The 12,566-nt window shown below is 68.5% G+C and carries 13 protein-coding genes; 5 read left to right on the forward strand and 8 right to left on the reverse strand.

The genetic code is table 11. The features are described from left to right. Positions 1–94 precede the first annotated feature (94 nt). Entirely contained in the window at positions 95–1,303 is a 1,209-nt protein-coding gene (locus RI138_RS15955) for an MFS transporter (protein WP_311120471.1), read from the reverse strand. 140 nt (positions 1,304–1,443) lie between these two features. Here RI138_RS15955 and RI138_RS15960 point away from each other — a divergent pair, with 140 nt between their 5' ends. Further along, positions 1,444–1,908 (forward strand): MarR family winged helix-turn-helix transcriptional regulator, encoded by a 465-nt coding sequence (locus RI138_RS15960; protein ID WP_311120472.1) that lies wholly within the window; start codon positions 1,444–1,446, stop codon positions 1,906–1,908. 38 nt (positions 1,909–1,946) lie between these two features. Next, the gene (locus RI138_RS15965; RefSeq protein ID WP_311120473.1) at positions 1,947–2,399 is read left to right on the forward strand and encodes a GNAT family N-acetyltransferase; all 453 of its coding nucleotides are present in this window, start codon (positions 1,947–1,949) and stop codon (positions 2,397–2,399) included. Positions 2,400–2,459: 60 nt separating this feature from the next. Here the strand turns inward: RI138_RS15965 and RI138_RS15970 are convergent, their stop codons facing one another. From RI138_RS15970 to dnaB, 3 genes are all read right to left on the reverse strand, one after another. Further along, entirely contained in the window at positions 2,460–3,836 is a 1,377-nt protein-coding gene (locus tag RI138_RS15970; protein ID WP_311120474.1) for a serine hydrolase domain-containing protein, read from the reverse strand. 77 nt (positions 3,837–3,913) lie between these two features. Continuing rightward, positions 3,914–5,362, reverse strand: a complete 1,449-nt coding sequence (gene argG / locus RI138_RS15975; protein WP_096629837.1) for an argininosuccinate synthase — start codon at positions 5,360–5,362, stop codon at positions 3,914–3,916. Between the two features lie 104 nt (positions 5,363–5,466). Continuing rightward, positions 5,467–6,942, reverse strand: coding sequence for a replicative DNA helicase (dnaB, locus tag RI138_RS15980; RefSeq protein ID WP_096629839.1), 1,476 nt, complete (start codon positions 6,940–6,942; stop codon positions 5,467–5,469). 458 nt (positions 6,943–7,400) lie between these two features. On the opposite strand from dnaB, the gene RI138_RS15985 reads away from it, so the two are divergent. Next, positions 7,401–8,738 (forward strand): MATE family efflux transporter, encoded by a 1,338-nt coding sequence (locus RI138_RS15985; protein WP_311120475.1) that lies wholly within the window; start codon positions 7,401–7,403, stop codon positions 8,736–8,738. A gap of 143 nt (positions 8,739–8,881) precedes the next feature. Here RI138_RS15985 and rplI read toward each other — a convergent pair whose 3' ends face one another. From rplI to rpsF, 4 genes are all read right to left on the reverse strand, one after another. Beyond that, positions 8,882–9,328, reverse strand: coding sequence for a 50S ribosomal protein L9 (gene rplI, locus RI138_RS15990; protein ID WP_096629842.1), 447 nt, complete (start codon positions 9,326–9,328; stop codon positions 8,882–8,884). A gap of 18 nt (positions 9,329–9,346) precedes the next feature. Beyond that, positions 9,347–9,583, reverse strand: coding sequence for a 30S ribosomal protein S18 (gene rpsR / locus RI138_RS15995; RefSeq protein ID WP_003967857.1), 237 nt, complete (start codon positions 9,581–9,583; stop codon positions 9,347–9,349). Between the two features lie 42 nt (positions 9,584–9,625). Next, positions 9,626–10,231 carry a single-stranded DNA-binding protein gene (locus RI138_RS16000; RefSeq protein WP_311120476.1) on the reverse strand — a complete coding sequence of 202 codons (606 nt, stop codon included), beginning with the start codon at positions 10,229–10,231 and terminating at the stop codon, positions 9,626–9,628. 74 nt (positions 10,232–10,305) lie between these two features. After that, a complete protein-coding gene (rpsF, locus tag RI138_RS16005; protein WP_006126011.1) occupies positions 10,306–10,596 on the reverse strand; it encodes a 30S ribosomal protein S6 in 291 nt (96 codons plus the stop codon). Positions 10,597–10,943: 347 nt separating this feature from the next. On the opposite strand from rpsF, the gene RI138_RS16010 reads away from it, so the two are divergent. After that, positions 10,944–11,255 (forward strand): hypothetical protein, encoded by a 312-nt coding sequence (locus RI138_RS16010; protein WP_096629845.1) that lies wholly within the window; start codon positions 10,944–10,946, stop codon positions 11,253–11,255. A gap of 162 nt (positions 11,256–11,417) precedes the next feature. Then, complete coding sequence (locus tag RI138_RS16015; RefSeq protein WP_096629846.1) at positions 11,418–12,536, forward strand: lipid II:glycine glycyltransferase FemX; 1,119 nt, start codon at positions 11,418–11,420, stop codon at positions 12,534–12,536. Positions 12,537–12,566 lie beyond the last annotated feature (30 nt).

Consider the following 12,566-nt stretch of genomic DNA (forward strand, 5'->3'; position numbering starts at 1 on the left):
CCTTGCGTGCTGGGGTGTGTGGCGCGGCGGTTGGCGCCGCGCGGTTCGTGCGGGGTGGTACGGGTGGTCCGGAAGGGCGTCGGGGGGACGGACCTCAGTACCGGGCCGCGACGACCGCCGGCTCCGGGCCGCTCGCGACAGCGATGTGGTCGGCGGTGGGCTCGCGGCGCTCCAGCAGGCTGGAGACCACGGCCAGGAGCAGGGCCGATGCGGCGAGGGCGGCGCCGACCCAGTTGGGGGCGGTGTAGCCGAGACCGGCCGCGATCACGAGGCCGCCGAGCCAGGCAGACAGGGCGTTGCCGAGGTTGAAGGCCCCGATGTTGACCGCGGAAGCCAGGGTGGGCGCACCCGCCGCCTGGTCGAGGACCCGCTTCTGAAGCGGTGGCACGGTCGCGAAGCCCAGGGCGCCGATCAGGACGATGGTGACGGCAGCCGCGATCTTGTTGTGGGCGGTCACGGTGAACAGACCGAGGACGAGGGCGAGCGCACCGAGCGACACGTACAGCATCGGCATCAGATGCCGGTCGGCGAACTTCCCGCTGACCAGGTTGCCGCCCACCATGCCGAGGCCGAAGAGGACCAGCAGCCAGGTGACGGACGAGGCCGAGTAGCCGGCGACCTCGGTCATCATCGGGGTGATGTAGGTGATCGCGGCGAAGACTCCGCCGAAGCCCAGGACGGTCATGGCCATCGCCAGCAGCACCTGGACGTTGCGGAACGCGGCCAGCTCATGGCGGATGCGTACGCCTTCCGGCTTGGGCTGCTCAGGGATGAGCTTCGCGACGCCGAGCAGTCCGAGGACGCCGAGGGCGGCGACGATGAGGAACGTGGTCCGCCAGCCCGCGGACTGCCCGATGTAGGTGCCGAGCGGTACGCCGACGACGTTGGCGACGGTGAGCCCGGTGAACATCATCGCGATGGCCCCGGCCTTCTTCTGCGGAGCGACCAGATCGGCCGCGACCACCGAGCCGATGCCGAAGAAGGCACCGTGCGCGAGGGAGGCGATCACGCGCCCGGCGAGCATGACGCCGAAGGCGGGGGCCAGCGCGGACACCACATTGCCCACAATGAACAGCCCCATCAGGAGCATCAGCATCCGCTTACGGGTGACGCGGGTGCCCAGCAGGGTCATCAGCGGGGCGCCGAGGACCACGCCGAGCGCGTAGCCGGTCACCAGGAAGCCTGCGGTCGGAATAGTGACCTGGAAGTCCGCCGCAACCTCGGGGAGCAACCCCATGATCACAAACTCGGTCGTTCCGATCCCGAATGCCCCGATGGCGAGGGCGAGGAGCGCGAGCGGCATGGGGTTCCGCCTTCCCTGAAGATTGCATATGCGCCTTACAGGCGTACACAATAATTGCAGGCGCTGACTAATTGCAAACGCGGGCTATTGCAGGCGTCGCTATCCTGGAGGCACACCGCTCCCGCCCTGAGGAGAGAGACATGACAGCGACCGACCCCGCCCTGACTGCCATCGCCCAGGGCTGGTGCTCCCTCTCCCTGCTCCACGGGAAGATCGAGGCCCGCATCGAGCGGGCTCTCCAGACGGGCCACGGGCTCAGCGCACGCGAGTACTCCCTGCTCGACGTACTGAGCCGCCAGCACAACGGCGTCGGCGGCCACCTTCAGATGAAGCAGGTCGCCGACGCCGTGGTCCTCAGCCAGAGCGCCACCACCCGCCTGGTCACCCGGCTCGAAGACCGCGGGCTGCTGACCCGCTATCTGTGCGACACCGACCGTCGGGGCATCTACACCGACGTCACCGAGGCGGGGCTCGCGCTGCTCGAAGCGGCCCGGCCGACCAATGACCGTGCTCTGCGGGCCGCGCTGGACGAGGCGGCGGAGAACCCCGAGCTCGCTCCCCTGGTCAGGGCGGTCGAAGAGCTGAAGTTTCCGGCGCGGGCGTGATCCCCGGCCCAGGACTTCCTGCCCCTAGGATGCCGATCATGAGCGATCTTGAAATACGCCCCGTCGCCGAGGCCGATCTGCCGGCAGTGGTCGCCATGCTCGCCGACGACCCGCTCGGCGCACAGCGCGAGTCACCGGACGATCTGGCCCCGTACCGGGCGGCGTTCCAGCGGCTGACCGACGACCCCAACCAGCATGTCGTCGTCGCCGTGCGCGAGGACCGCGTCGTGGGGACGCTCCAGCTGACCATCGTCCCGGGGCTGTCCCGCCGCGGCGCGACCCGCTCGATCATCGAGGGCGTCCGCATCCACGGCGATGAACGCGGCAGCGGTCTGGGCACCCAGCTCATCCAGTGGGCGGTGGACGAATCCCGTCGGCAGAACTGCCAGTTGGTGCAGCTGACCTCGGACGTCACTCGCGAGGACGCACACCGCTTCTACGAACGGCTCGGCTTCACAGCCAGTCACGTGGGCTTCAAGCTCGCCCTCTGACCGATCAAAGGGGCGGGTGGGTGTTTCACGTGAAACACCCACCCGGTTCCGGTCCCGGAGTCAGCCGCTGAAACCCCGCCACCCTTCCGCGTCCACCCCGCCCGGCACGGCCGCCCCCGCCTCGTAGGGCTCCCGCGTGAACACGAACGAGCCGAGGTCGAGGTGGTCCACCGAGCCGTCGTCCCTGCGTACGACGCGGAGGGTCTCACCCGCGTAATAGTCGTCCTGGCCCGTCCAGGTGCCGTCCGGCCCCGCGGTGAAGGACGCACCACGCCCCTTGCCGCCCCATGGCTTGAGCTCCAGGCCACGGTCAGCCAGGAGCCTCAGCGTGAAGGTGTGGGTACCCCAGTGCCAGATCCCCGTAAGGGCGAGCAACTCCTCGTCCACCTCGGGCAGCGGGCGCCAGGGCTCCGGGATCCTCGGCTCGGCCTCCGCCACGATCCCCACAAGTTCGGCGGCCACCGTGGCGGCAGGCAGGCCTGAGGTGACGTTGGCGAGGACGACGGCGGCGATGTCCTCCTCCACATTGATCCACAGACCGGCGACGAACCCGGGCAGCGATCCCGTGTGCCCGAAGAGCACGGTCCCCGCACCCGTCACGATCTGGAGGCCGAGACCGTAGCCGCTGCTCCCGGTCTCGGTCGGCGCGGCGGGCGCGCGCATCTCCCGTACGGAGGAGGCCGCCAGGACCCGGTCGTCCCCCTCGGCCAGGAACGCGGCGAACCGCAGCAGGTCGCTCGCGGTCGACCAGAGCTGACCAGCGGGTGCCATCAGCCCGAGATCCTCGGCGGGCTCGCTCAGCATCACATCGGCCCAGGGGTGGACAGCCCAGCCGCCCGCATGCGGCGCCACGGGTTCACTCGTCGTGCGGTGCATGCCGAGAGGCTCCAGGATCTCGCGGCGCAGCGCCTCCTCCCACGGGACTCCCCGGACCGCTTCGACCAGCGAACCGAGCAGGGTGTAGCCCGGGTTGGAGTAGTGATGGCGGTGACCGGCGGGGTGCGTCCGAGGCCGCTCACCCAGTACGTCGGCGAGCTCGGGCCGCAGGGTACCCGGAGTCCGCTCCCACCAGGGGGCGGGCGCCTCGGCACCCAACCCCGCGCTGTGCCCGAGCAGCTGAAAGACGGTCACGCTGCCCGCACCCGTGCCATGAAGGTGCTTCTCCAGCGGGTCGTCCAGGTCGATCAGACCCTCGTCGCGCAGCCGCAGCACCAGGACAGCGGTGAACGTCTTGGTGATCGAGCCGATTCTGTACTGCGTATCGGCGTCGGGAGCATGCCCCTCGACGCATGTACGCGCCCCGCTCCAGACCAGCCGCCCCTGCCGCTGCACCGCCGCCACGAGGGACGGCGCGCGGCCGTCCCGCTGGGCGAGGGCGGCACGGTGCAGCAGAGCGCGCCGGGTGCTGGGGAGCAGGTCTTCACCGGGAGAAGTCATGGGCAACACCTACCCGACGGAAACACCTCCTGACGAATCAGTATCGGCAGGACGCCGGGGGGGGACTGCGTTGCCCTTCAGTCGGTGCCGAACTCCATCGCGGCGTGGTCGAGCATCTCGTCGCCGCCGGATCCCCTGCCGCGCGAGGCGATGACCTCGGCGCCACCCTGCGGCATCGCGCCGATCAGTCCGGTCGAGGCCGCCTGGGCGGCGCCGATGAGCGCGGGGTGGGTCGATCCGACCATGCCGAGACCCGCGTACTGTTCGAGCTTGGCGCGCGAGTCGGCGATGTCGAGGTTGCGCATCGTGAGCTGGCCGATCCGGTCCACCGGGCCGAACGCGGAGTCCTCGGTGCGCTCCATCGACAGCTTGTCCGGGTGGTAGCTGAACGCCGGGCCTTCGGTGTCCAGGATCGAGTAGTCGTCACCACGCCGAAGTCGCAGCGTCACCTCCCCGGTGACCGCCATCCCCACCCAGCGCTGCAACGACTCGCGGATCATCAGCGCCTGCGGGTCGAGCCAGCGGCCCTCGTACATCAGCCGGCCGAGCCGCCGCCCCTCGTTGTAGTAGTTGTCCAGGGTGTCCTCGTTGTGGATGGCGTTGACCAGCCGCTCGTACGCCACGTGCAGCAACGCCATTCCGGGCGCCTCGTAGATGCCGCGGCTCTTGGCCTCGATCACCCGGTTCTCGATCTGGTCCGACATACCCATGCCGTGGCGACCGCCGATCGCGTTCGCCTCCATCACCAGGTCGACCGGGGTGGCGAACTCCTTGCCGTTGATCGTCACCGGGCGGCCCTGGTCGAAGCCGATCGTCACGGTCTCGGCAGCGATCTCCACCGAGGGGTCCCAGAACCGGACGCCCATGATCGGTTCCACGGTCTCGATGCCCGCATCGAGGTGCTCCAGGGTCTTGGCCTCGTGGGTGGCACCCCAGATGTTGGCGTCGGTGGAGTACGCCTTCTCGCTGCTGTCGCGGTACGGCAGCGCGTGGGCGAGCAGCCACTCCGACATCTCCTTGCGGCCCCCGAGTTCGGTGACGAAGTCCGCGTCCAGCCACGGCTTGTAGATCCGCAGGTGCGGGTTGGCGAGCAGCCCGTACCGGTAGAACCGCTCGATGTCGTTGCCCTTGAACGTCGACCCGTCACCCCAGATCTGGACGTCGTCCTCCAGCATCGCCCTGACCAGCAGGGTCCCGGTCACGGCACGGCCGAGCGGCGTGGTGTTGAAGTAGGCACGCCCGCCCGAACGGATGTGGAACGCACCGCAGGTGAGCGCGGCCAGCCCCTCCTCGACCAGCGCCGCCCGGCAGTCGACCAGCCGGGCGATCTCGGCACCGTACGTCGAGGCGCGGCCGGGTACCGAGGCGATGTCGGGCTCGTCGTACTGGCCGATGTCGGCGGTGTAGGTGCACGGGACGGCGCCCTTGTCGCGCATCCACGCGACCGCGACCGAGGTGTCGAGTCCGCCGGAGAAGGCGATGCCGACGCGCTCGCCGATGGGCAGGGAGGTGAGAACCTTAGACATGGGAAGAGTATGCATGCCCACGCATGATCATTCAACGTGGAAACGGAGAGCTGCCGCACCGGCAAGAGGAGGACTGGGCCCTCCACGAACGTGCGAGGGCCCCGTCAGGTCTGCGCCATGTCGACGAAACGGGAGTAGTGGCCCTGGAAGGCCACGGTGATGGTGGCCGTCGGACCGTTACGGTGCTTGCCGACGATGATGTCGGCCTCGCCCGCGCGCGGTGACTCCTTCTCGTACGCGTCCTCGCGGTGGAGCAGGATGACCATGTCGGCGTCCTGCTCGATGGAGCCGGACTCACGCAGGTCGGACACCATCGGCTTCTTGTCCGTGCGCTGCTCGGGGCCACGGTTCAGCTGTGAGAGCGCGATCACCGGGACTTCCAGCTCCTTCGCCAGCAGCTTGAGGTTTCGGGACATGTCCGAGACCTCCTGCTGGCGGCTCTCGGAGCGCTTCGATCCGCCGGCCTGCATCAGCTGGAGGTAGTCGATGATCACGAGCTTGATGTCGTTGCGCTGTTTGAGCCGGCGGCACTTCGCGCGGATCTCCATCATCGACAGGTTGGGGGAGTCGTCGATGTAGAGCGGAGCGGCGGAGACCTCGGGCATCCGGCGTGCGAGCCGCGTCCAGTCCTCGTCCGTCATCGTGCCGGACCGCATGTGGTGCAGGGCCACCCGCGCCTCGGCGGACAGCAGACGCATCGCGATCTCGTTGCGCCCCATTTCGAGAGAGAAGATGACGCTGGGCAGATTGTTCTTGATCGACGCGGCACGCGCGAAGTCCAGCGCCAGCGTGGACTTGCCCATGGCGGGACGGGCCGCGATGACGATCATCTGGCCGGGATGCATGCCGTTCGTCAGCGCGTCGAGGTCGGTGAAGCCCGTCGGCACACCGGTCATCTCGCCGCTGCGCGAGCCGATCGCCTCGATCTCGTCGAGCGCGCCCTCCATGATGTCGCCGAGGGGGAGGTAGTCCTCGCTGGTGCGCTGCTCGGTGACCGCGTAGATCTCGGCCTGCGCGGAGTTGACGATCTCGTCGACGTCCCCGTCGGCCGCGTATCCCATCTGCGTGATCTTCGTGCCCGCCTCGACCAGCCGCCGGAGCACCGCCCGTTCATGGACGATCTCCGCGTAGAACGAGGCGTTGGCGGCGGTCGGGACGGACTGCACCAGGGTGTGCAGATACGGCGCCCCGCCGACCTTGGTGATCTCGCCGCGCTTGACCAGCTCGGCGGCGACCGTGATCGGGTCGGCCGGCTCGCCCTTGGCGTAGAGGTCGAGGATCGCCGTGAAGACGGTCTCGTGGGCGGGGCGGTAGAAGTCGTGGCCCTTGATGACCTCGACGACCTCGGCGATCGCGTCCTTGGACAGCAGCATGCCGCCGAGGACCGACTGCTCGGCGTCGAGATCCTGCGGAGGCACTCGCTCGAACCCGGGGGAACCGCCGTCCCAGGCCTCGTCCGAGCCCCGGTCGTGCCGGTCCTCACGCCCCTTGCGGTCCCCGCGCCGCTGGCGGGAGGCAGGCAGACGGTCGCCGGGACCGGCCTCGGTCCAGGGGTCGTCCAAAGGCTCGGGAATGCTCACCGGGCCGCCTCCTCCCGTCCGCATCGCGGACCTAGCCGTGCCACTCTTTCTTACGGCACAGCACCGACAAACAGGTCGCCCGACTCCACTTCCGGCGCGTCTGGTTCGGTGGATTCCGGTGCCGGAACGGAGTGCGGGCGCCGGTACACGGTAGGCCTGTCGGCACCGTCAGCCAATCTGGTTATCCACAGGGCATGTGGACGACGCGCCAGATGTTGTGGAGAACTCCTCCGAACCTGTGCACGGACCGGGGGACAGCACTGTGGACAAACTCATAGCAGAACCTGCGTGACCACCCTGACCTGCGCGTTCTCCATCCACTGACTGTGGGGGAGAAAAACTTTCGCCCTCATTTCAAGATCACTGCAAACGGTGCAGGGATGAACACACCGGGACCTGGCCCGTAAGGGCCAAAGATGGATTGCATCTCTTACCTGTGGAAGATTAGATTGGCCCCTATGACCCAGGCCCCCGCGACCCCGAAGAACAGCCGTCGACGGCATGACCGAGAGATCATCGCCCTCGCGGTTCCGGCCTTCGGAGCACTCGTCGCCGAGCCGCTCTTCGTGATGGTCGACAGCGCTGTCGTGGGCCACCTCGGCACCCCGCAGCTCGCCGGCCTCGGGATCGCCGCGGCCCTCCTGATGACCGCTGTGAGCGTCTTCGTCTTCCTCGCCTACGCCACCACCGCGGCCGTCGCCCGCCGTGTGGGAGCGGGCGATCTGCCCGCTGCGATCCGCCAGGGCATGGACGGTGTCTGGCTCGCCCTCCTGCTCGGGGCCGCGGTCGTCGCGCTCGCGCTCCCGTCCGCCCCCTGGCTGGTGGACATCTTCGGCGCATCCGACACCGCCGCCCCGTACGCCATCACGTATCTGCGGATCTCCATCCTCGGCATCCCGGCCATGCTCGTCGTGCTCGCCGCCACCGGCGTACTGCGCGGCCTCCAGGACACCCGCACCCCGCTTTACGTCGCCATCGGCGGTTTCACAGCGAACGCCCTCCTCAGTGTGACCCTCGTCTACGGGGCCGGCCTCGGCATCGCCGGATCCGCATGGGGCACCGTGATCGCGCAGGTGGGGATGGCCGTCGCCTACCTCGTCGTCGTGATCCGAGGAGCCCGCAGACACGGCGCTTCCCTGCGCCCCGACGCGGCCGGCATCCGGGCCAGCGCCCGGGCCGGAGTGCCGCTGCTGGTGAGGACCCTGTCGCTGCGCGCCGTCCTGATGATCGCCACCGCCATCGCCGCCCGCCTCGGGGACAGCGACATCGCCGCACACCAGATCATCCTCTCCCTCTGGAGCCTGACCGCCTTCGCGCTCGACGCCATCGCCATCGCGGGCCAGGCGATCATCGGTCGCTATCTGGGAGCCAACGACGAGAAGGGCGCGCGCGAGGCCTGCCGTCGCATGGTCGAGTGGGGCATCGGCAGCGGGATCGCCCTCGGCATCCTGATCGTGCTCGCCCGTCCCCTGTTCATCCCGCTGTTCACGAGCGACCCGACCGTGAAGGACACCCTGCTCCCCGCCCTCCTGGTCGTAGCGGTCTCCCAGCCGATCGCCGGCGTGGTCTTCGTCCTGGACGGCGTCCTGATGGGAGCGGGCGACGGCCGCTACCTCGCCTGGGCCATGCTGGTGACGCTCGCCGTCTTCGCTCCAGTCGCGCTCCTGGTACCCGCCCTCGGCGGCGGGCTCACCGCACTCTGGTGGGCGATGACACTGATGATGACCGTCCGGCTCGCCACGCTCTGGCTGCGTACGCGATCGGGCCGGTGGATCGTCACCGGTGCCACGCGCTGACGATCCAGCCTCCACGCGCCGACGTTTCACGTGAAACGGTGAGCGGGACCGGAGCCCTGTTTCACGTGAAACACTCCCCCGGACACAGTGAAGGGCCGCACCCACGGGGTGCGGCCCTTCACTGACTCTGCTGAGCTCTGCCCTTAGGCAGCAACGACCTCGATGCCGAGCTTCGCTGCGACCTCGGGGTGCAGACGGACGGACACCTGGTGTCCGCCGAGCGTCTTGATGGGCGAACCGAGCTCGACGCGACGCTTGTCGACGTCGGGACCACCGGCAGCCTTGATCGCCGAAGCGATGTCGGCCGGGGTCACGGAGCCGAAGAGACGGCCGGCGTCGCCGGAGCGAACGGCCAGACGGACCTTCACGCCCTCAAGCTTGGCCTTGATCTCGTTGGCCTGCTCGATCGTCGCGATCTCGTGGATCTTGCGGGCGCGGCGGATCTGCGCCACGTCCTTCTCGCCACCCTTGGTCCAGCGAATGGCGAAGCCACGCGGAACCAGGTAGTTGCGGGCGTACCCGTCCTTGACGTCGACGACGTCGCCGGCGGCACCGAGGCCGGAGACCTCGTGGGTGAGGATGATCTTCATGCTGTTGTCACCCTTCCCTTATCGCGCGGTGGACGTGTAGGGCAGCAGCGCCATCTCACGGCTGTTCTTGACTGCCGTGGCGACGTCACGCTGGTGCTGCGTGCAGTTGCCGGTGACGCGGCGGGCACGGATCTTGCCGCGGTCGGAAATGAACTTCCGCAGCATGTTCGTGTCCTTGTAGTCCACGTACTGGGTCTTGTCCTTGCAGAACGCGCAGACCTTCTTCTTAGGCTTGCGCACAGGCGGCTTCGCCATGGTGTTTCTCCTGTGTGATCAAGAAGTGGGGTACGAGCCGACCTAGAAAGGAGGCTCGTCCGAGTAGCCGCCGCCAGAGCCGCCGGAACCGCTGGGGCTTCCGCCCCAGCCGCCCTGCTGGGCCCCGCCCTGCTGGCCGCCTGCCGGCGCGCCGGTCGCCCACGGGTCGTCGGCGGGTGCACCGCCACCGCCCTGCTGGCCACCGCCACCGGGACCGCCGCCCCAGGTGTTGCCACCCTGCTGGCCGCCGCCGTATCCACCCTGGCCGCCCTGAGCACCGCGACCGGTGGTCTTGGTGACCTTGGCCGTGGCGTTCTTGAGGCTGGGGCCGACTTCCTCGACGTCCAGCTCGTAGACCGTGCGCTTGACGCCCTCACGGTCTTCGTAGGACCGCTGCTTCAACCGGCCCTGCACGACGACGCGCATGCCTCGCTGAAGCGACTCCGCGACGTTCTCCGCCGCCTGACGCCAGACCGAGCAGGTGAGGAACAGGCCTTCGCCGTCCTTCCACTCATTGGTCTGCCGGTCGAAGATGCGGGGTGTGGACGCGACACGGAACTTCGCGACCGCCGCACCGGACGGGGTGAAGCGCAGCTCGGGGTCGTCGACGAGATTGCCGACGACCGTGATGACGGTCTCGCCTGCCATGGGTGAACCTCTCGGCGGGGATTGCTTCTGGCTGCTTGCTGCTACTCGGACCCGAAAACCGCTGAGCTAAATGCTCAGTGGACCTCGGGACGGAGGACCTTGGTCCGGAGGACCGACTCGTTCAGGTTCATCTGGCGGTCGAGCTCCTTGACGACCGCAGGCTCGGCCTGCAGGTCGATGACCGAGTAGATGCCCTCGGGCTTCTTCTTGATCTCGTAAGCGAGCCGACGACGGCCCCAGGTGTCGACCTTCTCCACCTTTCCGTTGCCCTCACGGACGACGGAGAGGAAGTTCTCGATCAGCGGGGAGACTGCTCGCTCCTCGAGATCGGGGTCGAGGATGACCATCACCTCGTAGTGACGCATGTGGAACCCACCTCCTTTGGACTCAGCGGCCACGGTCGTTCCGTGGCAGGAGGGTCGTGATGCGTGAGCAACGGTGTCCCCGAGGAGAACACCCGGCACTGACAATCCCGCTTCCGAACGGTCCCGTGGAGGGGGTTCGGGGAGAGGCTCGCCGTGCTGGCCTGGGCAGACACCGGTGCAGACCGTACAGACTACCCGTAGACCGGCTTCCGGTTGAAATCCGGAGCTCAGAGGGCACAATCGAGACAGATGCGGTGTGAGAGGCGCTACACGCGACCGCTCCCTATGAGAGCGGCCTCCGCGCGTGCGGCGCCGCACCCACCGCCCGTCCGGCCAGGAGGTACTCCATGGCACAGACCATCCGCCCCGCCACCGGTTCGCTCTTCGCGACGGACGGGAAGCCGCACCCGCTCCAGGACACCCTGCTCGCCGTGACCCTCGTGCTGGGACTCCTCGCCTTCGTGACGGCGATGTTCCACCACCTGCACCTGATCAGCTCCTGGGCCGGTCTCGTCGGCATCCTGACCGGGGGCTACGGACAGTTCATCTCCCGGACCACCGCGGAACGGTTCGGACTGATCGTCGGGCTCGGCCTGTCGGCGGTCGGCTTCTTCCTCGGCATGGCGCACGGCGGTCTCTTCGGCGGCGTGATCACCTGACCGGCGCACCGGCCGGCGCGGTCGCCCGGAGGCGGTCGCGCCGGTCGGCCGTACGCACCGGGCCCACGGGGCCAGGCCGGGTCCCCCTCGGTCACAGTAGGCTTCGGCGCGAGAGCCGGAGCCCCTGACCGATGGGGACACACCTGCCGAGGAGCGCCCCGCATGAGCCTGACCCTGAGGACCATCAGCCGAGAGCAGCATCTGGCGTACATCCAGAGCCTTCCCTCGGCAAGTCACTGCCAGGTCCCGGCGTGGGCTGACGTGAAGACCGAATGGCGCTCGGAGAATCTGGGCTGGTTCGACAAGAACGGCCAGATCGTCGGTGCGGGCCTCGTCCTGTACCGCCAGCTGCCCAAGATCAAGCGCTACCTCGCGTACCTCCCCGAGGGCCCGGTCATCAACTGGTACGCCCCGAACCTGGACGACTGGCTCCAGCCGATGCTCGCCCACCTCAAGCAGCAGGGCGCCTTCTCCGTGAAGATGGGCCCGCCGGTGGTCATCCGGCGCTGGGACTCGGCGGCCATCAAGTCCGGCATCCAGGACCCGGACGTCAAGCGGCTGCGCGATGTCGAGGCCACCCACATCGAGCCGCGCGCCTTCGAGGTCGCGGACCGGCTGCGCAAGATGGGCTGGCAGCAGGGCGAGGACGGCGGTGCCGGCTTCGGTGACGTACAGCCCCGTTACGTCTTCCAGGTGCCGCTCGCCAACCGCTCCCTGGAGGACGTCCTCAAGGGCTTCAACCAGCTCTGGCGCCGCAACATCAAGAAGGCCGACAAGGCAGGGGTCGAGGTCGTCCAGGGCGGCTACGAGGACCTGGCCGAGTGGCAGCGCCTCTACGAGATCACCGCTGTGCGCGACCACTTCCGGCCGCGCCCGCTCTCGTACTTCCAGCGGATGTGGACGGTCCTCAACTCCGAGGACCCCAACCGGATGCGGCTCTACTTCGCCCGGCACAACGGCGTGAACCTCTCCGCGGCCACGATGCTCGTCGTCGGCGGACACGTCTGGTACTCCTACGGCGCCTCCGACAACATCGGACGCGAGGTCCGGCCGTCGAACGCGATGCAGTGGCGCATGCTGCGCGACTCGTACGCGATGGGCGCCACCGTCTACGACCTGCGCGGCATCAGCGACTCGCTGGACGAGACCGACCACCTCTTCGGTCTGATCCAGTTCAAGGTCGGCACCGGCGGCGAGGCCGTCGAGTACGTCGGCGAGTGGGACTTCCCGCTCAACAAGCTGCTGCACAAGGCGCTCGACATCTACATGTCGCGCCGCTGACCCGCTTCAATACAGCGATACAGCAGTACA

The sequence above is a fragment of the Streptomyces durocortorensis genome, from assembly GCF_031760065.1.
Taxonomy (GTDB): Bacteria; Actinomycetota; Actinomycetes; order Streptomycetales; family Streptomycetaceae; genus Streptomyces.

Bases quoted from the DNA above. Each gene is read 5' to 3' on its own strand.
- RI138_RS15955 (WP_311120471.1), bottom strand. From the start codon at position 1,303: ATGCCGCTCGCGCTCCTCGCCCTCGCCATCGGGGCATTCGGGATCGGA.
- RI138_RS15960 (WP_311120472.1), top strand. From the start codon at position 1,444: ATGACAGCGACCGACCCCGCCCTGACTGCCATCGCCCAGGGCTGGTGC.
- RI138_RS15970 (WP_311120474.1), bottom strand. From the start codon at position 3,836: ATGACTTCTCCCGGTGAAGACCTGCTCCCCAGCACCCGGCGCGCTCTG.
- rplI (WP_096629842.1), bottom strand. From the start codon at position 9,328: ATGAAGATCATCCTCACCCACGAGGTCTCCGGCCTCGGTGCCGCCGGC.
- RI138_RS15985 (WP_311120475.1), top strand. From the start codon at position 7,401: ATGACCCAGGCCCCCGCGACCCCGAAGAACAGCCGTCGACGGCATGAC.
- RI138_RS15965 (WP_311120473.1), top strand. From the start codon at position 1,947: ATGAGCGATCTTGAAATACGCCCCGTCGCCGAGGCCGATCTGCCGGCA.
- rpsR (WP_003967857.1), bottom strand. From the start codon at position 9,583: ATGGCGAAGCCGCCTGTGCGCAAGCCTAAGAAGAAGGTCTGCGCGTTC.
- argG (WP_096629837.1), bottom strand. From the start codon at position 5,362: ATGTCTAAGGTTCTCACCTCCCTGCCCATCGGCGAGCGCGTCGGCATC.
- rpsF (WP_006126011.1), bottom strand. From the start codon at position 10,596: ATGCGTCACTACGAGGTGATGGTCATCCTCGACCCCGATCTCGAGGAG.
- RI138_RS16010 (WP_096629845.1), top strand. From the start codon at position 10,944: ATGGCACAGACCATCCGCCCCGCCACCGGTTCGCTCTTCGCGACGGAC.
- RI138_RS16015 (WP_096629846.1), top strand. From the start codon at position 11,418: ATGAGCCTGACCCTGAGGACCATCAGCCGAGAGCAGCATCTGGCGTAC.
- RI138_RS16000 (WP_311120476.1), bottom strand. From the start codon at position 10,231: ATGGCAGGCGAGACCGTCATCACGGTCGTCGGCAATCTCGTCGACGAC.